Source organism: Rhodococcus maanshanensis NBRC 100610 (genome assembly GCF_001894865.1).
GTDB classification, from domain to species: Bacteria; Actinomycetota; Actinomycetes; order Mycobacteriales; family Mycobacteriaceae; genus Rhodococcus_G; species Rhodococcus_G maanshanensis.
In genome coordinates this window covers 36,287-58,178 of the sequence record NZ_BCXA01000028.1, presented here as the reverse complement: position 1 = coordinate 58,178, position 21,892 = coordinate 36,287, and the positions used below count along the sequence as shown (strand labels likewise).

Genomic DNA, 21,892 nt, shown 5'->3' with positions numbered 1-21,892 from the left:
GGTCTGTCGGCGGGTGCTGGGGCAGGCGTCTGCCGTGTGCGGGCGTCCGTGACCTCCCGCACCGAGATCGGGTCGGCCTGCGGCGTCGTTGAGCGGGGTAAATCGAGCGAAACGCTCTGAGGGACGGTCGATTTCGAGCCCACGCCGATTCGGCGGAATCCCTGCCGAACCGGCGTGGGTAGGTGTCCGGCCGCAGATGTGGATGCAAGCGCGTCGGGGTGGGGCCACGACGGTGGGACACGCCGACGTCAGGAGTTCGGGAATGGGCTTCGGCCCGAATCTTCGTGGTGCCCTCGGTGAGACTCGAACTCACACTGCACGGGTTTTGAATCCGTTTCCTCTGCCAATTGGGATACGAGGGCTGGCGGTTGTCCACTGTAGAAGATCGTCTCCTGGCGTCAAGCACCGGTACCCTTCAAGGGTGCGGCGCCTGACTCGGGCGAGGCTGACGACCGAGGGGGATTGGTGATGACGAACGCTCCGGCCGCGCAGGGTGACGGCGCCGCCGCCCGCCGCGTGGTGGTCGCCGAGGACGAGACCCTCATCCGGATGGACCTGGTGGAGATGCTCCGCGAAGAGGGCTACAACGTGGTCGGCGAGGCGGGTGACGGCCAGCGCGCGGTCGATCTGGCCGAGGCGCTCAAGCCGGACCTGGTGATCATGGACGTCAAGATGCCGCTGCGTGACGGGATCGATGCGGCCTCGGAGATCGCGTCCAAGCGCATTGCGCCGGTGGTGATCCTGACCGCATTCAGTCAGCGTGAACTCGTCGAGCGGGCTCGCGACGCCGGCGCGATGGCCTATCTGGTCAAGCCGTTCTCGAAGGCGGATCTGGTGCCTGCCGTCGAGTTGGCCGCGAGCCGGTTCGCCGAGATCTCCGCGCTCGAGCGGGAGGTGGCGACGCTGGCCGATCGGTTGGAGTCGCGCAAGCTCATCGAGCGGGCCAAGGGCGTGTTGATGCGGTCGCAGTCGCTGAGCGAGCCCGAAGCGTTCAACTGGATCCAGCGGGCGGCGATGGACGGGCGGACCTCCATGAAGGCCGTCGCCCAGATCGTGATCGAGACGCTCGACGCGAAATAGGTCGCGACACGCAATGTAACCATTGCGCTAACTAAGTGTTTCAAGGCGATGGTTCAGTCTTTCTGCATTGGGTGACGAAATTGCGCTTTCTCCGCAGATCTCGCCGTTACCTGCGGTTTCTTCATTGTGTCGCCATTCTTGGTCGACCGTATAGTTTCCGCCACGGAAATTCGTCCGCGCGGCGAACTACTTCAATGTGATGCACGGGCATTGCCGCACGGTTATGTTTTGTCCGGGCTGGCGGACGGCCCCTCCGGAATTGTCCGGGGCGCACAGATTTCGGAGGTGGGACGTGCATCGTCGTACAGCGAGAGGCGCGTTGATCGTTGGAGTCGCCGCAGCGCTAGCCGTCGCGGGCTGTAGCAGCAAGACCACCGACGGCGGATCGTCGGAGACCAGCGGGTCTGGGGAGTCCAGCGCGCTCAGCATTCAGCCCGGGGTGCTGCTCGATTCGGCTGGCAACGAGGTCGCGAGCGCCGACGTCACCGATGCGGCCGATCCCGCGGGCAGCGGCAACGCCACCTGCTCGGGGGTCTCGCTCGCGATGGCCGGCGCGCTGACCGGTGCCAACGCCGCGCTCGGGCAGAACATCCTCTACGGGGCCAAGCTCGCCCTCGACAAGCACAATAAGGCCAACCCGAACTGCCAGGTCGAGATGGAGACCTTCGACACCGAGGGCGACCCGCAGAAGGCGACCCAGGTGGCGCCGAACATCGTGAGCAACCAGTCCATCATCGGCCTGCTCGGGCCGGCCTTCTCCGGTGAGACCAAGGCCACCGGCCCGATCTTCAACCAGAGCGGGCTGCCGTTCCTCACCGCGTCGGCCACCAACCCCACGCTCACCGAGAACGGCTGGACCACCTTCTTCCGGGGCCTCGGCAACGACAACAGCCAGGGCTCGGTCGTCGCCAAGTACCTCACCGGCACACTCGACGCGAAGAAGGTGTGCGTCGTGCAGGACGACTCCGACTACGGCGTCGGCCTGGCCCGGGTGGTGACCGAGACCCTCGGCGCCGCAGCGGATCCCGCCTGTTCGGCCAGCGTCAAGACCGGTCAGAAGGACTTCTCGGCCACCGTGTCCCAGATCAAGGGCGAGTCGCCCGACGCGGTCTGGTACTCGGGCTATTACGCCGAGGCGGCGCCGTTCGTGACCCAGCTCCGCGAGGGCGGGGTGACCGCGACCTTCACCTCCGGTGACGGCACCAACGATCCCGAGTTCGTCAAGCAGGCAGGCGAATCCGCGAACGGCGCGATCCTCACCTGCCCCTGCGTCCCGGCGCCTGCCGCGCTGGCAGAGCAGTACGAGGAGCTCAACGGCCAGGCGCCCGGCGTCTACTCGGTCGAGGGCTACGACCTGACCACGATCATGCTCAAGGCCATCGACTCCGGGGTGAAGGACCGCGCCGGAATGCTGGCCTTCGTCAAGAACTACGACGGGCAGGGCGTCGGCAAGAAGTACCAGTGGAACGACAAGGGTGAGCTGTCCAACGCCCTGATCCAGATCTACAAGGTCAACTGACAGAACGCATCCCGCAGCCGGGTGCCTGCTCGTAGCAGGCCCCGGCTGCGTCGTCGGGGCGCCGGTAGCGCCTCCCGGCTTTGAAAGTGACTTCGATGATCGCGACTTCCCTCGCCGCCTCGGCAACCCTCTACGCGGGCAATATCGACTTCAACATCCAGGGGCTCACCACGAGCTTCTGGCAACTGACCATCGACGGGCTGAGCTACGGCGCCATCTACGCGCTGGTGGCGATCGGGTACACGCTGGTCTACGGCGTGCTGCGGCTGATCAACTTTGCGCACTCCGAGGTCTTCATGCTCGGCATGTTCGGGCAGTACGTGGCGCTCGAACTGCTCGGCTTCACACCGAGCGGCAACGCCTACAATGAGGGCGTCGTCATGACGGTCGTGTTCCTCGGTCTGGCAATGCTGTTCGGCATGGCCGTTTCGGGCGGCGCCGCGGTCGGGCTCGAGCGCGTGGCCTATCGGCCGCTGCGCAAGCGCGGGGCGAAACCGCTCACCTTCCTCATCACCGCGATCGGAATGTCGTTCGTGCTGCAGGAATTCGTGCACTACGTGCTCCCCGAGATCTGGCCCGGCCTCGGCGGCACCAATGCGCAGCAGCCCATCAAGCTGGTCCAGCCGGTCGAGGTGTTCAGCATCTTCGGCGCCTCGGTGAGCAACGTGACGATCGTGATCATCGTGGCCGCGTTGCTCCTCACCCTGGTCACCGACATGATCATCAACCGAACCAAGTTCGGCCGGGGGATCCGGGCGGTGGCCCAGGACCCCGACACCGCGACCCTGATGGGCATCTCCCGTGAACGCGTGATCATGCTGACCTTCCTGCTCGGCGGCATCCTGGCCGGCGCCGCGGCGCTGCTGTACACGCTCAAGATCCCCTCCGGGATCATCTTCAACGGCGGCTTCATCCTCGGGATCAAGGCGTTCTCCGCGGCGGTGCTCGGCGGTATCGGCAATCTCCGCGGGGCCCTGCTCGGCGGCCTGTTGCTCGGGGTCATGGAGAACTACGGCCAGGTGGTGTTCGGCACCGAATGGCGAGACGTCGTCGCCTTCGTGTTGCTGGTCGTCGTGCTGATGTTCAGGCCAACCGGGATCCTCGGTGAGAGCCTGGGAAGGGCGCGGGTATGAGTACCGAGAATCCGGCTGCGGCGCAGCCAGACCCGACCGAGCTGCTCAAGGGGCCGCAACCCGACAGGCACGGCGTCGGCGACGCGATCCGGGGCTGGTGGAACGGCCTGGCCAGGCCGATGCAGTGGCTCGTCGGGGTCCCGGTGATCGCGCTGATCGCGATCCTGCCGGTCTGGCGGCCGCCGATCCTGGACACGCCGGGCACCGACTTCGGCGGGGTGATGGCCCAGTTCGCGATGTACGCGCTGATCGCGATCGGCCTCAACGTGGTCGTCGGCCAGGCCGGCCTGCTCGACCTCGGCTACGTCGGCTTCTACGCGGTCGGTGCGTATACCGTCGCGCTGCTCACCAGCCCGAACAGTCCGTGGAACAAGATGACCGAGAGCGGATTCTTCTCCGAGGACTGGGCGTGGCTGTCCTGCCTGCCGATCGCGGTGGCCATCACCGCGTTCACCGGGCTGATACTCGGCACCCCGACGCTGCGGCTGCGGGGCGACTACCTGGCCATCGTGACCCTCGGCTTCGGCGAGATCGTCCGGTTGCTGGCCGACAACCTCACCGACGTCACCAACGGCGGTCAGGGGCTCTCCCAGATCGCGTACCCGCACCTCGGCGAGACCGAGGACAAGCCGTACGGGGTGTTCTCGGCGGGCAACACCGGCGGCAACCTGAACTCCGGCGTGTGGTGGTTCTGGGTCGGCATGGTGATGGTGATCATCGCCCTGCTGCTGGTCGGCAACCTCGAGCGCAGCCGGGTCGGTCGAGCCTGGGTCGCGATCCGGGAGGACGAGGACGCCGCCGAGATCATGGGCGTGCCGACCTTCAAGTTCAAGCTGTGGGCCTTCACGATCGGCGCCTCGATCGGCGGCCTGTCCGGCGCGCTCTACGCCGGGCAGGTGCAGTTCATCAACCCGACCGGGTTCAACGTCATCAACTCGATGCTGTTCCTGTGTGCGGTGGTCATCGGCGGTCAGGGCAACAAGCTCGGCGTCATCGTCGGCGCGTTCATCATCGTGTACCTGCCCAACCGGGCGATGTCGATCGAGATCGGCGGGCAGTCGCTCGGCGACTACAAGTACCTGTTCTTCGGCCTCGCGCTGGTGGTGCTGATGATCTTCCGCCCGCAGGGTCTCTTCCCGGCGCGGCAGAAACTACTGGCCTACGGCAGGCAGATCTACCAGGCTGTACGTAGACCCAGCGACGCGCCGGGCAACGGTCCGGCGCCCAGCGCAGCGACGACGGAGGTCGGCGGATGACGGCGGGACCTGGAGCGGGCGACGCGATGTTCGACAACGAGGACATGGCCGCGAACCTCGCGCCCGAGGTGGATGTGCCGACCGCGGGCGTCGTGGACGTCGCGGCCATCGATCCGGCGCTCGTCGACCCCGAGGCGGTCGCCGAGGCGGTGGCCCCGCAGCGGGAGATCGAGACCGCCGAGGGTCAGGCGCTGCTGAAGACGGAGGGCCTGACCGTGCGTTTCGGCGGGCTCGTCGCACTCGACGACGTGTCCTTCGAGATCCGGCGCGGCGAGATCCTCGGTCTGATCGGGCCCAACGGCGCAGGCAAGACCACCTGCTTCAACGCCATCACCGGTGTCTACAAGCCGTCGGCGGGACGGGTGATGTTCGACGGTGAGCCGCTGGCCAAGACGAAGCGCAACGAGATCACGCGGCTGGGCATCGCGCGCACCTTCCAGAACATCCGGCTCTTCGGCGAGATGACCGCGCTCGAGAACGTGGTGGTCGGTACCGACGCCAGGCACCGGACCTCGGTCCCAGGGGCCATCTTCCGGACCAGGCGCCACCGCCGCGAGGAACGCGACGCCGTGGCCCGCGGGATGGCGCTGCTGGAGTTCGTCGGCATCGCGCCCCGCGCGGTCGAGAAGGCGAAGAACCTCTCGTACGGCGACCAGCGACGCCTGGAGATCGCGCGGGCGCTGGCCACCGAGCCGAAACTGCTGTGCCTCGACGAGCCCGCCGCCGGATTCAACCCGAGCGAGAAGTCCGCGCTGATGGATCTGATCCGCAAGATCCGGGACGACGGCTTCACGGTGCTGCTGATCGAGCACGACATGCGCCTGGTGATGGGCGTGACCGACCGCATCGTGGTGCTCGAGTTCGGCAAGAAGATCGCCGACGACCTGCCTGCCGCGATCCGCGAGAACCCGGCCGTGATCGCTGCCTACCTGGGGGTGCCCGACGATGCCATCGCATGAGAAGGCCGACGAGGCCGGCCGCTCCGGTTCGGTCGCGACCGCCGAGGGGCCGCTGCTGGAGGTGACCGACGTCGCGGTGAGCTACGGGCGCATCCAGGCGCTGCACGGGGTCTCGCTGCGCGTCGAGCGCGGCGAGCTGGTGACGCTGCTCGGCGCGAACGGGGCAGGCAAGTCCACCACCATGCGGGCGCTGTCCGGGCTGCTGCCGCTCACCCACGGCCGCATCGTGTTCGACGGACGCGACATCACCCACGTGAAGGCGCACGAGCGGGTGAAGATGGGCATGGTGCAGGCGCCCGAGGGACGCGGCGTGTTTCCCGGGATGACCGTGCAGGAAAACCTCGACATGGGTTGCTATGCACGCAAATTCGAGACGAAGGCCGCGTACTCCGAGCGCTTGGAGTGGGTCTTCGAGCTGTTTCCCCGGCTCGAGGAGCGCCGCACCCAGGTCGGCGGGACCATGTCCGGGGGCGAGCAGCAGATGCTCGCCATCGGCCGGTCGCTCATGTCGAGGCCGCGCCTGTTGATGCTGGACGAGCCGTCGATGGGGTTGGCGCCCATGGTGATCCAGCAGATCTTCCGGATCATCGCTGAGATCAACGCGCAGGGCACCACGATCCTGCTGGTCGAGCAGAACGCGCAGCAGGCGCTCACCCGGACCGATCGGGCGTACATCCTGGAGACCGGCGAGGTGACCAAGACCGGGACCGGCAAGGAGCTGCTCGCCGATCCGGCGATCAAGCGCGCCTACCTGGGGGTGGGGTAGTGGTTCTCGTGTGTCGGTCCACGTCCCTAGACTCAGTGCGGTGAGCCCAGCAACCGATCAACGGTCCTCCGCCCGCCCCGACGGCGCCGCAACCGCCGACAAGCCGACGTTGTTGCTGCTCGACGGCCATTCCCTGGCCTATCGGGCGTTCTTCGCGCTGCCGGCCGAGAACTTCAAGACACACAGCGGACAGACCACCAACGCGGTGTACGGGTTCACCTCGATGCTGATCAACCTGCTGCGCGACGAGCAGCCGACGCACGTGGCTGCCGCGTTCGACGTCTCCAGGCAGACCTTCCGCGCGGAGGCCTTCCCGGAGTACAAGGCGAACCGCAGCAAGACCCCTGACGAGTTCAAGGGGCAGGTGGAGATCACCAAGGACGTGCTCGGCGCGCTCGGCATCCCGGTGATGGCCGAGGCCGGTTTCGAGGCGGACGACATCATCGCCACCCTGACCACCCAGGCCACCGAGCTGGGCTATCGGGTGCTGGTGTGCACCGGCGACCGGGACGCCCTCCAGCTGGTCACCCCTGACGTCACCGTTCTCTACCCCAAGAAGGGCGTCTCCGAGCTCACCCGGTTCACGCCCGAGGAGGTCGAGGCCAAGTACGGCCTGACCCCGAGCCAGTACCCGGACTACGCCGCCCTGCGCGGCGACCCGAGCGACAACCTGCCCGGCATCCCCGGCGTCGGCGAGAAGACCGCGGCGAAGTGGATCAGGGAGTACGGCTCGTTCGACGAGCTGGTGCTGCACGTCGACAAGGTCCGCGGCAAGGTGGGTGACTCGCTGCGCGAGAACCTGAACAGCGTGATCCTCAACCGTCGCCTCACCGAGATGGTCCGCGACGTGCCGCTGCCGTACACCCCTGACCAGCTGGTGCTGGCGCCGTGGGACCGGGACCGGATCCACATGCTGTTCGACGACCTCGAGTTCCGGGTGCTGCGGGACCGGTTGTTCGACACGCTCTCCTCCGCCGAACCCGAGGCCGAGGAGGGCTTCGAGGTGCGCGGCGGTGCGCTGGCGCCCGGCGAGGTGGCGGACTGGCTGGCCGAGCACGCCCGCACCGGGCAGCGGCACGGGCTGTCGGTGGTCGGGTCGAAGCATCCGTACGGCGGCGACGCGAGCGCTGTCGCGATCGCGGCCTCGGACGGCGAGGGTGCGTACATCGTCACCGCCACCGCGAGCCCCGAGGACGAGAAGGCGCTCGGCGCTTGGCTTTCCGATGCGAGCGAGCCGAAGGCGCTGCACGAGGCCAAGGTGGCGATGCACGCCCTCCGTGGTCGCGGCTGGGTGCTGGGTGGGCTGACCAGCGACACCGCGCTCGCGGCGTACCTGGTCCGGCCGGGTCAGCGCAGCTTCAACCTCGACGACCTGTCCCTGCGGTACCTCAAGCGCGAACTGCGGGTCGAGGACTCGGGTGAGGCCCAGCTCTCGCTCCTCGACGAGGAAGACCAGGCCGACGCGGCCGTCGCCGAGAGCGAGATCCTGCGGGCAAGGGCGGTGGTGGACCTGGCCGCCGCGCTCGACGACGAGCTCGCCGACATCGAGTCCGCCGGGCTGCTCACGGAGATGGAGCTGCCGCTGCTCGGGGTGCTCGCGGACATCGAGTACACCGGCATCGCCGTCGACACCGCGCACCTGCACGACCTGCAGAGTCGCTTCGCCGATGCCATCAACGTCGCCGCCGACGCGGCGTACGAGGTGATCGGCAAGCAGATCAACCTGGGCTCGCCGAAGCAGCTGCAGGTGGTGTTGTTCGAGGACCTCGACATGCCGAAGACGAAGAAGACCAAGACGGGGTACACCACCGACGCCGCCGCCCTCGAGGCGCTGTTCGAGAAGACCGAGCACCCCTTCCTTGAGCACCTGCTCGCGCACCGCGACGCCACCCGGCTGAAGGTGACCGTCGACGGGCTGCTCAAGTCCGTCGCCGAGGACGGCCGGATCCACACCACCTTCAACCAGACGGTGGCCGCCACCGGCCGGCTCTCGTCCACGGAGCCCAACCTGCAGAACATCCCGGTGCGCACCGACGCAGGCCGCGAGATCAGGGACGGCTTCGTCGTCGGGGACGGCTACGACTACCTGCTGACCGCCGACTACAGCCAGATCGAGATGCGGATCATGGCGCACCTGTCCGGGGACGAAGGCCTGATCGAGGCGTTCAACACCGGCGAGGACCTGCACAGCTTCGTGGGTTCGCGTGCGTTCGGGGTGCCGATCGAGGAGGTCACGCCCGAGCTGCGTCGCCGCGTGAAGGCAATGTCCTACGGACTGGCGTACGGCCTCAGCGCGTTCGGCCTCGCATCGCAGCTCAAGATCTCGACGGAGGAGGCGAAGGGGCAGATGGACGCCTACTTCGCCCGGTTCGGCGGGGTTCGCGACTACCTCCGCGAGGTCGTCGAGCAGGCCCGCAAGGACGGCTACACCTCCACCCTGTTCGGCAGGCGCCGTTACCTGCCGGACCTGAACAGCGACAACCGTCAGCGACGCGAGGTGGCCGAGCGAGCCGCGCTCAACGCCCCGATCCAGGGCACGGCCGCCGACATCATCAAGGTCGCGATGATCGACGTGCAGAAGTCGCTCGCCGAGTCGGGGCTGCGCTCGCGGATGCTGCTCCAGGTCCACGACGAGCTGGTGCTCGAGGTGGTCGAGTCGGAGCGCGAGCAGGTCGAGACGCTGGTCCGGGAGAAGATGGCGGCGGCGATCGAACTCTCTGTGCCGCTGGAGGTCTCGGTCGGTACCGGGCGCAGCTGGGACGCAGCCGCGCACTAGCGGCAGGTGGTCGCTCGCCGTCGACACCGGTCACCAGGCGGCGAATCGTGCGACGTATCTCCGCTGCCAGGGCGTCTCGACGGCGTGGGAATCGAAGTGTCGACGCACGAAGGCGACCGCGTCGTCGGCGGGGACGCCGTCGAGCACGGCGATGCAGGCCAGCGCCGTGCCGGTGCGTCCTCTGCCGCCGCCGCACGCGACTTCCACCCGCTGTGTCCGGGCGCGCTCCCAGGCGTCGCGCATGGCGTCCCTGGCGTCGGCCCGATCGCTCGGGAGCCGGAAATCCGGCCACCGGACCCAGCGCGACTCCCATCCGAAGGCGGGCGGGGGACTGCCGAGCAGGTAGAGACCGAACTCGGGAGGTTCGCCGTCCGGCAGTGGCCTTCGAAGCGCGCGTCCCCGCACGCGCCGTGTAGACGGTAGGCGCAGCACCCCCGATTCCGCTGTGTCCCATGGCCGGTCCATTATCGGGAAGATACTCGGGTCACGCGGGGGCGAGCGGCGGTCCTGTGGAACCATTGCGGGATGAGCGTCCTGGTCTGCTTCCATGCCCACCCCGACGACGAGGTGTTCATCACCGGCGGAGTCATGCGTCAGGCTGCCGACGCCGGCCATCGCGTCGTCGTCGTCACCGCGACCGACGGCGCCCTCGGTGAGTTCCCAGAGGGACTGCTCGCGGAGGGGGAGTCGCTGGCCGATCGCAGGCGAAGGGAACTGGAGGAGTCCACCAGCGTGCTCGGCGCGCATCGGGTGGTGTTGCTGCACTACGCGGACTCGGGGATGGCGGGCACGCCCGAGAACGCGAACCCGGCGGCGTTCTGCAACGCCGACGTCGAGGAGGCCGCGGCGCGGCTGGCCGCGATCCTCGTCGAGGAGTCCGCGGACGTGCTCACCGTGTACGACCCCAACGGCGGCTACGGGCACCCGGACCACGTGCAGGTGCACCACGTCGGCGTGCGCGCGGCGGAGATCGCCGGGGTGCCCCACGTCTACGAGGCCGCCGTCAGCCGTGATCACATCCGCCGGCTGATGGCGGCCAATCCGGAGTGGTCGGAGGATGCCCAGCCCCCGGATCTCGATTCGTTCGGCCTGCCGGAGGAGGACATCACCACCGTGGTGGACGTCAGCGCGGCGATGGGCGCCAAGCGGGCCGCGATGCACGCGCACGCCACCCAGGTCGGCGACTTCGGGCCGTTCCTGCAGATGCCGGAGGAGCAGCTGCGGGCCGCGTTCGGTCAGGAATGGTTCCGGCGCCGGGGCGCCCCCGCCGGGCTGGCGGAGACGGCGCTACCGCTCTGACGCGGCCCGCGGGCGCTCAGTCCTGAGCGGCCGCGACCTGCTCGCGGACCTTGTCCATGTCCAGCGCCTGCACCTGGGTCACCAGATCCTCGAGCGCCGCGGGCGGGAGTGCGCCGGGCTGCGAGAAGACCAGGATGCCCTCGCGGAAGGCCATGATCGTCGGGATCGACCGGATGTTGGCCGCGGCCGCGAGTCCCTGCTCGGCCTCGGTGTCCACCTTCGCGTGCACGACGTCGGGATGCTGCTCGGCGGAGGCCTCGAAGGTCGGGGCGAAGCTGCGGCACGGTCCGCACCACGACGCCCAGAAGTCGACGAGGACGACATCGTTCCCGCCGATGACTTCGTCGAAGTTCTGCTGGGTCAGGGTCTGCGTTGGCATCTGAATCCTCTCGTCAAAGCGTATCGACCGGGTTCAACGCGGCCGGGTGTCCGATTCTTCCCGCCAGGGGCCGGCCTGCGTGGGGGAACCCGGCTCAGGCGATGAGCCATTCCCGCTTCGCCTCGCCGTCCCACCGCCTGATCGAGACCGCGTGCCCGGTCAGGTGGGAGGCCGAAACGGCGCAGATCGCGGTCCCGATCTGCTCGGGGAGCACCCGCCTGGCGAGCGTGACGTGCGGGGTCCAGTCGCCGGGGTGGGTGTGCGCGGGAATGCCCGTACTGTGGCGCACCAGCCGGAAGACGGTCCGCTGCAACGACAGCAGACCTGCGGTCGGGACGACGAGGTGTGCCAGCGTCTTTCGGTGGCCGCCGAAGACGACAAGGCCGCCGAGCGTGACCTGGAGGGCTGGGGCGAGCAGTCCCCGCTGGAGCTCGAGGTCGGTCTCGGGGTCGATGTGCTGGGCCACCGCGAGGGTGATGTGCGGGCGATTCGAGATCTGCCGGACCGCGTCCTGCCCGCGGATCCCGGTCCCGGAGACCTGGCGCCACTCGCGGCGCACCGCGGCGTCGAGGCGGTCGTCGAGCAACAACTCCACGGACTGCACCATGGTGAGCAATGATTGTCGGGTGAACCCGACGAGCGCAACGACATCGGAGCCGACGCGGCTCGGCCTGCTGGTGGGGGACGGGATCGGCCACGAGATCGTGCCGGCGGCCCAGCGGATCGCGGACGCCGCCGTCGCGGCCGTCGGCGGGACACCGGTGGAGTGGGTGCCCCTCGACGTCGGCCTCGACGCGATCGGCGAGCACGGCACGCCGATGCCGGAGTCGACATTGGTGGCGCTCGCCGACCTCGACGGCTGGGTGCTCGGCCCGCACGACAGCGCCTCCTACCCGGATCCGTTCCGCGGTCAGTTGACTCCCGGTGGAACCATCCGCAAGCGATTCGACCTGTTCGCCAACATCAGGCCCGCGCGCGCCTTTGCCGGGGTGCGCGCCGTGTCGCCCGAGATGGACCTGGTGATCGTCCGCGAGAACACCGAGGGTTTCTACGCGGACCGCAACATGTTCACCGGCAGTGGCGAGTTCATGCCGACGCCGGATGTGGCGATGGCGGTCGGCGTGGTGACCCGGCGGGCCTCCGAACGGATCGCCCGCGCCGCCTTCGAGCTCGCCTCCCGGCGCCGCGGCCGGGTCACGGTGGTGCACAAGGCGAACGTGCTGGCGCTGACCACTGGACTGTTCCGCGACGTGTGTCACGAGATCGGGCAGCAGTACCCGGGCGTCGAGGTGCGAAACGAGCACGTCGACGCGATGGCGGCGCACCTGGTGCGGCGGGGCGAGGACTTCGACGTCGTGGTCACCGAGAACATGTTCGGCGACATCCTCTCGGATCTGGCTGGGGAGCTGTCCGGTTCGCTCGGCACCGCGCCGTCGCTCAACGCGTCCGAGACCAAGGCGATGGCGCAGGCGGCGCACGGGGCCGCCCCCGACATCGCGGGCCGCAACCGCGCCAATCCGACCGCGATGATCCTCTCGACCGCCATGCTCTTCGACTGGTTGAGCACCCGCGGCGGTGACCCGGCGCTCGGTCGTGCCGCGGAGCGGATCCAGTCGGCGGTGGCGAACACCCTCAAGGCGGGGGTCGCGACCGCGGACCTCGGCGGGCTGGCGTCGACCGCGGAGTTCGCCGAGACGGTGATGGCACGGATCCTGCGGCGCTGACCGCGTCCGGGTTGGTCTCCGGAGCCCGGGATACCCAGTAGTCTTTGCGGGTGACATCACGATCTCCCTCGGGCCGGACGCCCGTCGGCGCCCGGCCCCGACGCACACGCGGCGGCCGCCTCGCGGCCGGTCTCGTCGGGCTGGTGCTGGCGGTCACCGTGTCGGCCTGCGTCAAGAACACCGAGGGACTGGTCCCGGTCGCCGCGCCAGTGCCCGTGGACAAGGTGGACGCGATCGCCGCGCAGCTGCCGCAGGAGATCGCGTCCTCGGGCCGGCTGATCGTCGGCGTCAACGTGCCCTACGCCCCCAACGAGTTCAAGGACGAGTCGGGCCGCATCGTCGGTTTCGACGTCGACCTGATGGATGCCGTGGCGGCGGTGCTGGGGGTGCGTGCCGAATACAAGCAGGCCGACTTCGACAAGATCATCCCCGCCGTGCAGGCCGGCACCTACAACCTCGGCATGTCGTCGTTCACCGATACCGCGGAGCGCGAGGAATCGGTCGACTTCGTCACCTATTACCGCGCAGGCATCCAGTGGGCCCAGCGCGAGGGCGACTCGGTGGACCCGAACGACGCGTGCGGGCTGCGGGTCGCTGTGCAGACCACCACCACCGAGGACATCGACGAGGTGCCCGCCAAGAGCGAGGCGTGCGTGGCAGCGGGCAGGCCTCCGATCAACAAGGTCAAGTACGACAGCCAGGACGAGGCCACGAACGCGCTGATCCTCGGGCGCGTCGACGCGCTCTCGGCGGATTCGCCGGTGACTGCGTATGCGATCGCGCGCAGCAGCGGCCGGCTGGAACCGGCAGGCCCGGTGTTCGACTCGGCGCCATACGGTTGGCCGGTGCGTAAGGGCTCGCCGCTCGGGCCGGTGCTGCAGCAGGCGATGCAGCACCTGATCGACAGCGGGGCCTACCAGCAGATCGCCGCGAACTGGGGCGTCGAGGCGGGCGTGATCGAGACCTCGGTGATCAACGGCGCAGCGAGCGAGGGGTCCGGCGGATGAGCGGGACGGAAAGGCGGGCACCGATGCCAGAGACAGCGGCCGGGGAACCGGCACCGATCAAGGCCGTGCCGCTGCGCCGGCCGGGGCGTTGGGTCGCCGCCGTGGTCGTACTGGGCCTCTTCGGGCTCTTCGTGTACGGCGCCGCGACCAACGAGGCCTTCTCCTGGGACGTGTACGGCCGCTATCTGTTCGACGAACGGATCACCAAGGCCGCCTGGGTCACCGTGCAGCTGACGGTGCTCGCGATGGTCCTCGGCGTCGTGCTCGGCGTGATCCTGGCGGTGATGCGGCTGTCGCCGAACCCGGTCCTCAAGACCTTCTCGTGGGTCTACCTGTGGATCTTCCGAGGCACCCCGGTCTACGTCCAGCTGGTGTTCTGGGGGTTGTTTCCGTCGATCTACAAGTCCCTCGATCTCGGGATCCCGTTCGTGCACCAGTTCGTTCACATCGAGCTCCAGGGCATCGAGGCTGGGTTCCTGTTCGCGATCATCGGGCTCGGCCTCAACGAGGCCGCGTACATGGCCGAGATCGTCCGGGCCGGTGTGAACTCGGTGCACGAGGGCCAGACCGAGGCGTCAACCGCGCTGGGCATGTCGTGGTCGCAGACCATGCGCCGCACGGTGCTGCCGCAGGCGATGCGGGTGATCATCCCGCCGACCGGCAACGAGCTGATCAGCATGCTCAAGACCACCTCGCTGGTCTCGGCGGTGCCGTTCAGCTTGGAGCTCTACGGCCGCCAGCGCGACATCGCGGGCGTCAACTTCGAGCCGATCCCGCTGCTGCTGGTCGCCGCCACCTGGTACCTGGTGATCACCAGCGTCCTGATGGTCGGTCAGTACTACCTGGAGAGGTACTACTCGAAGGGCGCCACCCGCACCCTCACCGCGCGTCAACTGCAGGCGCTGGCGGACGCGCAGGGTAAGCCGGTGGTGCTCGGCCCTGCCACGGCCACCCCGGCGGCGGACGAGCTGCCCGACACCCCAGGAGGCGAACGCAAGTGACCGAGCTGAAGAGCGCCGCCGGCACGCCGATGGTGCGTGCGGATCGGGTCTGCAAGAACTACGGCGCGCTGAAGGTCCTCAACGGCGTGACCCTCGAGGTCGGTCGCGGCCAGGTGCTGTGCCTGGTCGGGCCGTCGGGTTCGGGCAAGTCCACGTTCCTGCGCTGCATCAACCACCTCGAGCAGGTCAATGCGGGCCGGCTCTACGTCGACGGTGACCTGGTCGGGTACTCCGAGCGCGGCGGCAAGCTCTACGAGCTGCACCCGCGGGCCGCGGCGCGCCAGCGCAGGGACATCGGCATGGTGTTCCAGCACTTCAACCTGTTCCCGCACCGCACCGCGCTCGAGAACATCATCGAGGCGCCGATGCAGGTGAAGAAGGTCCGCAAGAAGCAGGCCGTCGAACGCGCCCGCGACCTCCTCGATCAGGTCGGGCTGAGCGCGAAGGCGGACGCCTATCCCGCACAGCTCTCGGGCGGTCAGCAACAGCGGGTGGCGATCGCGCGGGCGCTGGCGATGGACCCGAAGCTGATGCTGTTCGACGAGCCGACCTCCGCGCTCGATCCGGAGCTGGTGGGGGAGGTGCTCGGGGTGATGAAGAACCTCGCCAAGGAGGGCATGACCATGGTCGTGGTGACCCACGAGATGGGTTTCGCCCGCGAGGTCGCCGACGAGCTGGTGTTCATGGACGGTGGCGTGGTCGTCGAGTCCGGCGACCCGAGGGAGATGCTCGCCAACCCGCAGCACGACCGGACCAAGCTGTTCCTGTCGAAGCTGCTCTGAGCCCTTTTGCTATCGTAGTGATATCACTTCGATAGCAAAGGTGGGGACATGGAGCGTCGGGCGTTTCGGTTGAACGGGTTCGCGGTGCTGCTGGGGCTGGTGGTGCTCGCGGTGGTCGCCGCGGTGGCCACCCTGGCGGGTCCCGTGGGGGCCGGTGCTGGGATCGTGCTCGCGGTGGTGGTCGTGGTCCTGGCGACCGGCTTCACGGTGATCAACCCGAACGAGGCCAGGGTCGTCCAGTTCTTCGGCCGCTACGTCGGCTCCGTTGCCGACGCAGGCTTCCAGTGGGTGGTCCCGCTGACCACCAAGCGTCGGGTCACGCTGCGGGTGCGCAACTTCGAGACCTCGAAACTGAAGGTCAACGACGCGGCGGGCAATCCGGTCGAGATCGCCGCCGTGGTCGTCTACAAGGTCGTCGACAGCGGTAAGGCGACCTTCGCGGTCGACGACTACGAGGAGTACGTCGCGATCCAGTCCGAGGCCGCGGTCCGGCACCTGGCCACCACGCACCCCTACGATTCGGACCAGGCGCACGGCACGAGCCTGCGCGACGGCGTCGAGGTGGCCGCCGAGCTCACCGCCGAGCTGAGGGATCGGACCGACCTGGCAGGCGTCGAGGTGATCGAGGCCCGCATCACCCATCTCGCGTACGCGCCGGAGATCGCGCAGGCGATGCTGGTGCGTCAGCAGGCGGCCCAGGTGGTCGCGGCCCGCACGATGATCGTCGAGGGCGCCGTCGGGATGGTCGGCCTCGCGCTCGATCGCCTCGGCGAGCAGGGCGTCGTCGAGCTCGACGAGGAACGCAAGGCGAACATGGTGTCCAACCTGCTGGTGGTCCTGTGTGGGGACAAGGCCACCCAGCCGGTCGTCAACGCGGGCTCGCTGTACTCCTGATCCCATGGCCGAACGCAAGAAGGTGCTGCTGCGGCTGGACCCGGCCGTCTACGACGCCATCGCCAAGTGGGCGGCCGACGACCTGCGCAGCGTCAACGCGCAACTGGAATACGCCCTGCGGCGGGCGCTCGACGAGGCAGGCCGCAGGCCCCGCGATCCCGACTGACGGTGCGAGGTCAGTCGGGCTTGCGGCTGACGAAGATCGCGGTGCCGGGAAAGATCTGACCGCGGAGCGGGCTCCACTGGCCCCATTCGCGGTCCAGCCACTCCGGCCAGTCGGGTTCGACGATGTCGCGCACCTCGAGGCCGGCCGCGACGAGTTCGCGCACCCGGTCGCCGATCGTGCGGTGGTGCTCCACGTAGGTCGGCGTGCCGTCGTCGTCGACCTCGACGTAGGGCGTCCGGTCGAAGTACGGCATCGTCGCCGTGAGGCCCTTCGGGCCGGGGTCGTCGGGGAAGATCCAGCGGATCGGGTGGTTCACCGCGAACACCCACAGCCCACCGGGGCGCAGCACCCGGGCCACCTCGCGCATCACCAGTGCGGAATCGGCGACGAACGGAACCGCGCCGAAGGCGGAGCAGACGATGTCGAAGCTCTCGTCCGCGAACGGCAGCGACTCCGCGCCCGCCTGGACGAGCGGCACCCGCGGACCGCCCTTGGCCATCGCCTCCACGCCGCGCGTGAGCATGCCCATCGACAGGTCCAGCCCGACCGCGCGCGCGCCCTGGCCCGCGAGCCAGCGCGCGCAGGGAGCCGAGCCGCAGCCGACCTCGAGGACGTCGCGGCCCGCCACGTCGCCGAGCAGTCGGACATCGCCCTCGTGTAGTCCTTCCGGGCACCAGACGAACTCACCGGCCGCGGAGTCAACCCCGAGGAAGTCGCCGTGCGTGCGGTGGTAGTCGGCTGCGTCGGCATCCCACCAGGCGCGGCTGGCGCGCTCGCTGTCGGCGGAGTCGAGGCGGTCGCGGCTCACGCCACTGGTCCCGAGGATCGAATTGGCCTCGCCGTGACGGTCGTCCGGATCGGTCCGCGGTGTGATGTCAGTTGCGTCATTCGTCGACCCCGGCATGGGCTCCACAGTAGGGTTTCCCGTCGACGTCGGTCCATCCGGGTTTGCCCAGCTCGCTACAGGTCGCGTACCCTAATCCACGCGAGTGTCTGCCGTACGGTGCCGGATTCGGCGCAGCGGTGGGGATTCGTGAGTCTGACAGAACACCATCAACCGACTACCCAACCGTCCGGAGCAACTCAACACATGCCCTCCACCACCGTCACCTCGCCGCAGGTAGCCATCAACGACATTGGCTCCGCCGAGGATTTCCTCGCCGCCATCGACGCAACGATCAAGTACTTCAACGATGGCGACATCGTCGAAGGAACCATCGTCAAGGTCGATCGCGACGAGGTCCTGCTCGACATCGGTTACAAGACCGAAGGCGTCATCCCTTCCCGCGAGCTCTCGATCAAGCACGACGTCGACCCCAATGAGGTCGTTTCCGTCGGCGACGCCGTCGAGGCTCTTGTTCTCACCAAGGAGGACAAGGAAGGTCGACTGATCCTGTCGAAGAAGCGCGCACAGTACGAGCGCGCCTGGGGCACCATCGAGGAGCTCAAGGAGAAGGACGAGGCCGTCAAGGGCACCGTCATCGAGGTCGTCAAGGGCGGCCTGATCCTCGACATCGGCCTCCGCGGCTTCCTGCCCGCGTCGCTGGTCGAGATGCGTCGTGTCCGCGATCTGCAGCCGTACGTCGGCAAGGAGATCGAGGCCAAGATCATCGAGCTCGACAAGAACCGCAACAACGTGGTCCTGTCGCGTCGCGCATGGCTCGAGCAGACCCAGTCCGAGGTCCGCAGCGAGTTCCTGCACCAGCTCCAGAAGGGCCAGGTCCGCAAGGGCGTCGTGTCCTCCATCGTCAACTTCGGTGCCTTCGTGGACCTGGGTGGCGTCGACGGCCTGGTGCACGTCTCCGAGCTGTCCTGGAAGCACATCGATCACCCGTCCGAGGTCGTCGAGGTCGGCAACGAGGTCACCGTCGAGGTTCTCGACGTCGACCTGGACCGCGAGCGCGTCTCCCTCTCGCTCAAGGCGACGCAGGAAGACCCGTGGCGTCAGTTCGCCCGCACCCACGCCATCGGCCAGATCGTGCCCGGCAAGGTCACCAAGCTCGTTCCGTTCGGCGCCTTCGTTCGCGTCGAGGAGGGCATCGAGGGCCTGGTGCACATCTCCGAGCTGGCCGAGCGCCACGTGGAGGTTCCGGACCAGGTTGTCGGCGTCGGCGACGATGCCCTCGTCAAGGTCATCGACATCGACCTCGAGCGTCGTCGTATCTCGCTGTCGCTGAAGCAGGCCAACGAGGACTACAACGCCGAGTTCGATCCGTCCAAGTACGGCATGGCCGACTCGTACGACGAGCAGGGCAACTACATCTTCCCCGAGGGCTTCGATCCCGAGACCAACGAGTGGCTCGAGGGCTTCGACAAGCAGCGTGAAGAGTGGGAAGGCCGCTACGCCGAGGCCGAGCGTCGCCACAAGATGCACACCGCTCAGATGGAGAAGACCGCTGCGGACGAGGCCGCCGAGGCTGCCAACGCCGCCGCAGGCTACTCCTCCGAGACCGGTTCCGCCGACGCAGGCGAGTCCGCCGGTGCCGCGCAGGAATCCGCTGGTGGCTCGCTCGCCAGCGACGCGCAGCTCGCCGCTCTCCGCGAGAAGCTGTCCGGCAACGCGTGACCCGATGACCCGCTAGCCGGGTCTCACAGAACAACCCCGGTCCGTACAGGACCGGGGTTGTTTTGTCTCTCCGGTCATGCCCCCGGGCTGGAAGCGAGTTCGTCGATCATGGCGGCCTTCTCCACCAGATCGTGCTCGGTGGGGTTGTCGCCGTCCGGTAGTTCCCGGCGGAGGTCCTCGAGGGTGACGAGCACCCAGGAGGAACGCTCGGCCACCTCGTCTCCCGAGAGAACCTTGATCGAGCCCTCCTCCAGAACCAGTGCGGGTTGCGAGAGGGAGCTGGCCAACAACAGTCGCAGATCATCGGCTTTGACAGTCATGTCACCAACGGTAGGACGCCGTCGCGGCGGCCGCATTCGAATCTGCGTACGCATACAGCAAGTGACCCCGCCCGGATTCGGGCGGGGTCACTCGTGGTGGTGTGGGAGCCGGGGAGCCCGATCAGCTCACTGCGGCAGGGGCCCAGGCGCTCTGCATGACGGCGGTGCGCTTGCGCATCGTGGCGAAGCTGTGGCGCGCGGGGCTGATCATCTGCGTGAACCAGTTGCGACGGTGCTCGGCCAGAGCGGTGGCGACCTCGGGAATCAGGATGCAGTGCACCCCGTTGACGATGCCCAGACGGTGCCGACCCTGAAGGATGTAGTGGCTTTGCATGGAATTCCCTTTGTCTCGAGATGGGTGGCCTGGCGCGTCTGCACGTAGGATACCGATTCCCCGGTAAACCTGGTGCATTTGGGGCTGGTGTGCTCCGGCGTGTTCAGATGTCAGACTGGTATGCGTGCTGAGAATCGGCCTCACCGGAGGTATTGGAGCGGGTAAATCCACGGTGTCGAGGATCCTGGCGGATCTCGGTGCCGTGGTTGTCGACAGCGACCTGGTGGCCCGCGAGGTGGTGGAACCGGGAACCGAGGGCCTTGCCGCGCTGGTCGCGGAGTTCGGTGACTCGATCCTGCAACCCGACGGCCGGCTGGATCGGCCAGCCCTCGCGGCCGTGGCGTTCGGCGACGACGAGTCGAGGGCCCGTTTGAACGCGGTGGTCCATCCGCTGGTGGGCAGGCGCACGACCGAGCTCGTCGAGTCCGCCGCGGCGGATGCCGTGGTGGTGCAGGACATTCCGCTCCTCGTCGAGGGCAGGATGGGCGCGCTGTTCAATCTCGTCCTCGTCGTCTACGTGGACGCGGAGGAGCGGGTGCGACGTCTGGTCGAGCTGCGCGGTATGCCGGAGCACGATGCCAGGGCCCGCCTCGCGGCGCAGGCCACCGACGACCAGCGACGAGCCGCGGCGGATGTCTGGCTGGACAACAGCGGTCCGCAGGGCGGCCTGGACGCCGAGGTGAAGGCGTTGTGGGAACAGCGGCTGGTGCCCTTCGAGGAGAACCTGCGGACCGGAGCGGTGGTCCGGCTCCGGCCCGTCCTCGCGCCTGCCGATCCGTCCTGGCCGGACCAGGCACGGCGGCTGATCGAGCGCCTGTGGCTGGCCTGCGGAGCCGGCGCATTGCGTATCGACCACGTCGGCTCCACCTCTGTGCCGGGTCTCGAGGCCAAGGACGTGATCGACGTACAGATCACCGTCTCGAGCATCGCCGCGGCGGACGCGCTCGCGGGCCCGCTGGCCGCGGCCGGGTTCCCGCTGATCGAGTCGATCACCAGCGACGATCCGAAGCCGGACTACGCCATCGGTGGCGAGTCCGATCCGGCTCTGTGGGACAAGCGCACCCACGGCGGCGCCGATCCCGGCAGGCCCGTGGAGATCAGCCTGCGCGTCGACGGCTGGCCGGGCCAGCGCTTCGCGCTCCTGCTGCGCGACTGGCTGCGCGCCGACGCCGCTGCTCGGGCCGAGTTCCTCGAGGCCAAGAGGGTTGCGGTCCGCTGGGCCGCCGCCGACGCGGACACGGGCGAGGCCACCGCGACCTATGCCGCGGCGCTCGCGCCGTGGTTCGATCTCGGCTACCAGCGGGCCTGCGAGTGGGCCGAGCGGACCGGCTGGTCGCCCTCATGAGGGGCGCGGTCGGCGCCGGCTGATCAGCGTCCGGACCCGGTCAGCGCCAGCTGATCGGCATCCCGACGGAGGCGAGCCAGGCGTCCAGGTCGTGTCCGTACGCGGCGATCCCGTCCGCCGCGGTCACCGCTCTGTGGATCGCCAGCTCGGTCGTCGCGGCGTCGAGCAGGCCTGCCGAATGCGCGGCGATCAGCTCGTCCACGTCCAGTAGTTCGGTGTCGCGCCCGGTGCGCACCACCAGGTCCAGGTAGTGGTCCTCGGATCGCCAGACCCCCGGTGCCGCGGTGAACTCGCCGATGTCGACGTAGTGGTTCTGATCCCGCGCGTGATACGGGTGGTAGTGGAAGATCGACGCGCGCAGGCCGAGGGCAGGCAGCAGCCACGACTCCAGGTAGTGGAAGTGGGCATGGTCCGAGGTCCTGGCCATGTACAGGCCCCACGGTTCGAGCCGGTAGTGGTCCACCGGTCGCACGAAACCCTTCGGATCGGTGTTGGTCTTGTCCGCGAGCGAGAAGGACTCGATCTTCGGGGCGTGCACTTCGCCGTCCATGGCTGTTGAACCTACCCGGCGGGTCGGGCGCCGACG

At 68.4% G+C, this 21,892-nt stretch carries 23 protein-coding genes and 1 tRNA gene; 16 read left to right on the top strand and 8 right to left on the bottom strand.

The features are described 5' to 3' along the window. Nucleotides 1-285: 285 nt before the first annotated feature. Nucleotides 286-362 (bottom strand) — tRNA-Leu (locus tag RM1_RS14490). 106 nt (nt 363-468) lie between these two features. Here RM1_RS14490 and RM1_RS14485 point away from each other — a divergent pair. From RM1_RS14485 to polA, 7 genes are all read left to right on the top strand, one after another. Then, on the top strand, nt 469-1,080 hold the full coding sequence (locus tag RM1_RS14485) for an ANTAR domain-containing response regulator (RefSeq protein WP_037176995.1): 612 nt from the start codon (nt 469-471) through the stop codon (nt 1,078-1,080). Nucleotides 1,081-1,399: 319 nt separating this feature from the next. Beyond that, nucleotides 1,400-2,599, top strand: a complete 1,200-nt coding sequence (locus tag RM1_RS14480) for a branched-chain amino acid ABC transporter substrate-binding protein (protein ID WP_245816343.1) — start codon at nt 1,400-1,402, stop codon at nt 2,597-2,599. Nucleotides 2,600-2,694: 95 nt separating this feature from the next. Further along, nucleotides 2,695-3,732 (top strand): branched-chain amino acid ABC transporter permease, encoded by a 1,038-nt coding sequence (locus RM1_RS14475; RefSeq protein WP_072752208.1) that lies wholly within the window; start codon nt 2,695-2,697, stop codon nt 3,730-3,732. Nucleotides 3,733-3,851: 119 nt separating this feature from the next. Then, nucleotides 3,852-4,988 (top strand): branched-chain amino acid ABC transporter permease, encoded by a 1,137-nt coding sequence (locus tag RM1_RS14470; protein ID WP_425528715.1) that lies wholly within the window; start codon nt 3,852-3,854, stop codon nt 4,986-4,988. 26 nt (nt 4,989-5,014) lie between these two features. After that, complete coding sequence (locus RM1_RS14465) at nt 5,015-5,947, top strand: ABC transporter ATP-binding protein (protein WP_425467871.1); 933 nt, start codon at nt 5,015-5,017, stop codon at nt 5,945-5,947. Next, entirely contained in the window at nt 5,934-6,713 is a 780-nt protein-coding gene (locus RM1_RS14460; RefSeq protein WP_072752205.1) for an ABC transporter ATP-binding protein, read from the top strand. Before RM1_RS14465 ends, RM1_RS14460 begins: the two co-directional genes overlap by 14 nt. A gap of 40 nt (nt 6,714-6,753) precedes the next feature. Next, nucleotides 6,754-9,489: a DNA polymerase I gene (gene polA / locus RM1_RS14455; RefSeq protein ID WP_072752203.1), complete on the top strand. Its 2,736-nt coding sequence runs from the start codon at nt 6,754-6,756 to the stop codon at nt 9,487-9,489. A gap of 30 nt (nt 9,490-9,519) precedes the next feature. On the opposite strand, the gene RM1_RS14450 is transcribed toward polA, so the two are convergent. Beyond that, on the bottom strand, nt 9,520-9,954 hold the full coding sequence (locus tag RM1_RS14450; RefSeq protein ID WP_072752201.1) for a protein-tyrosine phosphatase family protein: 435 nt from the start codon (nt 9,952-9,954) through the stop codon (nt 9,520-9,522). 60 nt (nt 9,955-10,014) lie between these two features. Between RM1_RS14450 and RM1_RS14445 the strand changes: the two genes are divergently transcribed. Then, nucleotides 10,015-10,788 (top strand): PIG-L family deacetylase, encoded by a 774-nt coding sequence (locus tag RM1_RS14445; RefSeq protein ID WP_072752199.1) that lies wholly within the window; start codon nt 10,015-10,017, stop codon nt 10,786-10,788. A 16-nt stretch (nt 10,789-10,804) separates the two neighbouring features. Here the strand turns inward: RM1_RS14445 and trxA are convergent, their stop codons facing one another. Continuing rightward, nucleotides 10,805-11,167 (bottom strand): thioredoxin, encoded by a 363-nt coding sequence (gene trxA / locus RM1_RS14440; protein WP_027502010.1) that lies wholly within the window; start codon nt 11,165-11,167, stop codon nt 10,805-10,807. Nucleotides 11,168-11,261: 94 nt separating this feature from the next. Then, entirely contained in the window at nt 11,262-11,774 is a 513-nt protein-coding gene (locus tag RM1_RS14435; RefSeq protein WP_072752196.1) for a 2'-5' RNA ligase family protein, read from the bottom strand. Between RM1_RS14435 and RM1_RS14430 the strand changes: the two genes are divergently transcribed. The 6 genes from RM1_RS14430 to RM1_RS26435 all read left to right on the top strand — a co-directional run bounded on the left by RM1_RS14430 (nt 11,773) and on the right by RM1_RS26435 (nt 16,741). After that, nucleotides 11,773-12,891 carry an isocitrate/isopropylmalate dehydrogenase family protein gene (locus RM1_RS14430; protein ID WP_072752194.1) on the top strand — a complete coding sequence of 373 codons (1,119 nt, stop codon included), beginning with the start codon at nt 11,773-11,775 and terminating at the stop codon, nt 12,889-12,891. The genes RM1_RS14435 and RM1_RS14430 overlap by 2 nt on opposite strands. A 140-nt stretch (nt 12,892-13,031) precedes the next feature. Then, nucleotides 13,032-13,898: an ABC transporter substrate-binding protein gene (locus tag RM1_RS14425; protein WP_072752278.1), complete on the top strand. Its 867-nt coding sequence runs from the start codon at nt 13,032-13,034 to the stop codon at nt 13,896-13,898. A gap of 23 nt (nt 13,899-13,921) precedes the next feature. Beyond that, entirely contained in the window at nt 13,922-14,899 is a 978-nt protein-coding gene (locus RM1_RS14420; protein ID WP_245816341.1) for an amino acid ABC transporter permease, read from the top strand. A 29-nt stretch (nt 14,900-14,928) separates the two neighbouring features. Further along, nucleotides 14,929-15,681 (top strand): amino acid ABC transporter ATP-binding protein, encoded by a 753-nt coding sequence (locus tag RM1_RS14415; RefSeq protein ID WP_072752276.1) that lies wholly within the window; start codon nt 14,929-14,931, stop codon nt 15,679-15,681. Between the two features lie 48 nt (nt 15,682-15,729). Then, nucleotides 15,730-16,575, top strand: a complete 846-nt coding sequence (locus RM1_RS14410) for an SPFH domain-containing protein (RefSeq protein ID WP_072752190.1) — start codon at nt 15,730-15,732, stop codon at nt 16,573-16,575. 4 nt (nt 16,576-16,579) lie between these two features. Beyond that, nucleotides 16,580-16,741, top strand: coding sequence for a type II toxin-antitoxin system antitoxin (locus RM1_RS26435; protein WP_169310583.1), 162 nt, complete (start codon nt 16,580-16,582; stop codon nt 16,739-16,741). A 10-nt stretch (nt 16,742-16,751) separates the two neighbouring features. Here the strand turns inward: RM1_RS26435 and RM1_RS14405 are convergent, their stop codons facing one another. Beyond that, a complete protein-coding gene (locus RM1_RS14405; protein ID WP_072752188.1) occupies nt 16,752-17,645 on the bottom strand; it encodes a class I SAM-dependent methyltransferase in 894 nt (297 codons plus the stop codon). A 186-nt stretch (nt 17,646-17,831) separates the two neighbouring features. On the opposite strand from RM1_RS14405, the gene rpsA reads away from it, so the two are divergent. Further along, nucleotides 17,832-19,307 carry a 30S ribosomal protein S1 gene (gene rpsA / locus RM1_RS14400; protein ID WP_072752186.1) on the top strand — a complete coding sequence of 492 codons (1,476 nt, stop codon included), beginning with the start codon at nt 17,832-17,834 and terminating at the stop codon, nt 19,305-19,307. A 74-nt stretch (nt 19,308-19,381) separates the two neighbouring features. On the opposite strand, the gene RM1_RS14395 is transcribed toward rpsA, so the two are convergent. Together RM1_RS14395 and RM1_RS14390 are read right to left on the bottom strand one after the other, a co-directional pair. Continuing rightward, the gene (locus tag RM1_RS14395; RefSeq protein WP_027502001.1) at nt 19,382-19,627 is read right to left on the bottom strand and encodes a hypothetical protein; all 246 of its coding nucleotides are present in this window, start codon (nt 19,625-19,627) and stop codon (nt 19,382-19,384) included. Between the two features lie 121 nt (nt 19,628-19,748). Then, complete coding sequence (locus tag RM1_RS14390; RefSeq protein ID WP_027502000.1) at nt 19,749-19,961, bottom strand: hypothetical protein; 213 nt, start codon at nt 19,959-19,961, stop codon at nt 19,749-19,751. Nucleotides 19,962-20,085: 124 nt separating this feature from the next. Here RM1_RS14390 and coaE point away from each other — a divergent pair, with 124 nt between their 5' ends. Beyond that, complete coding sequence (gene coaE, locus RM1_RS14385; RefSeq protein ID WP_072752184.1) at nt 20,086-21,306, top strand: dephospho-CoA kinase; 1,221 nt, start codon at nt 20,086-20,088, stop codon at nt 21,304-21,306. A gap of 40 nt (nt 21,307-21,346) precedes the next feature. Here coaE and RM1_RS14380 read toward each other — a convergent pair whose 3' ends face one another. After that, a complete protein-coding gene (locus RM1_RS14380) occupies nt 21,347-21,844 on the bottom strand; it encodes a ribonuclease FAU-1 family protein (RefSeq protein ID WP_174562955.1) in 498 nt (165 codons plus the stop codon). Between the last annotated feature and the right edge of the window lie 48 nt (nt 21,845-21,892).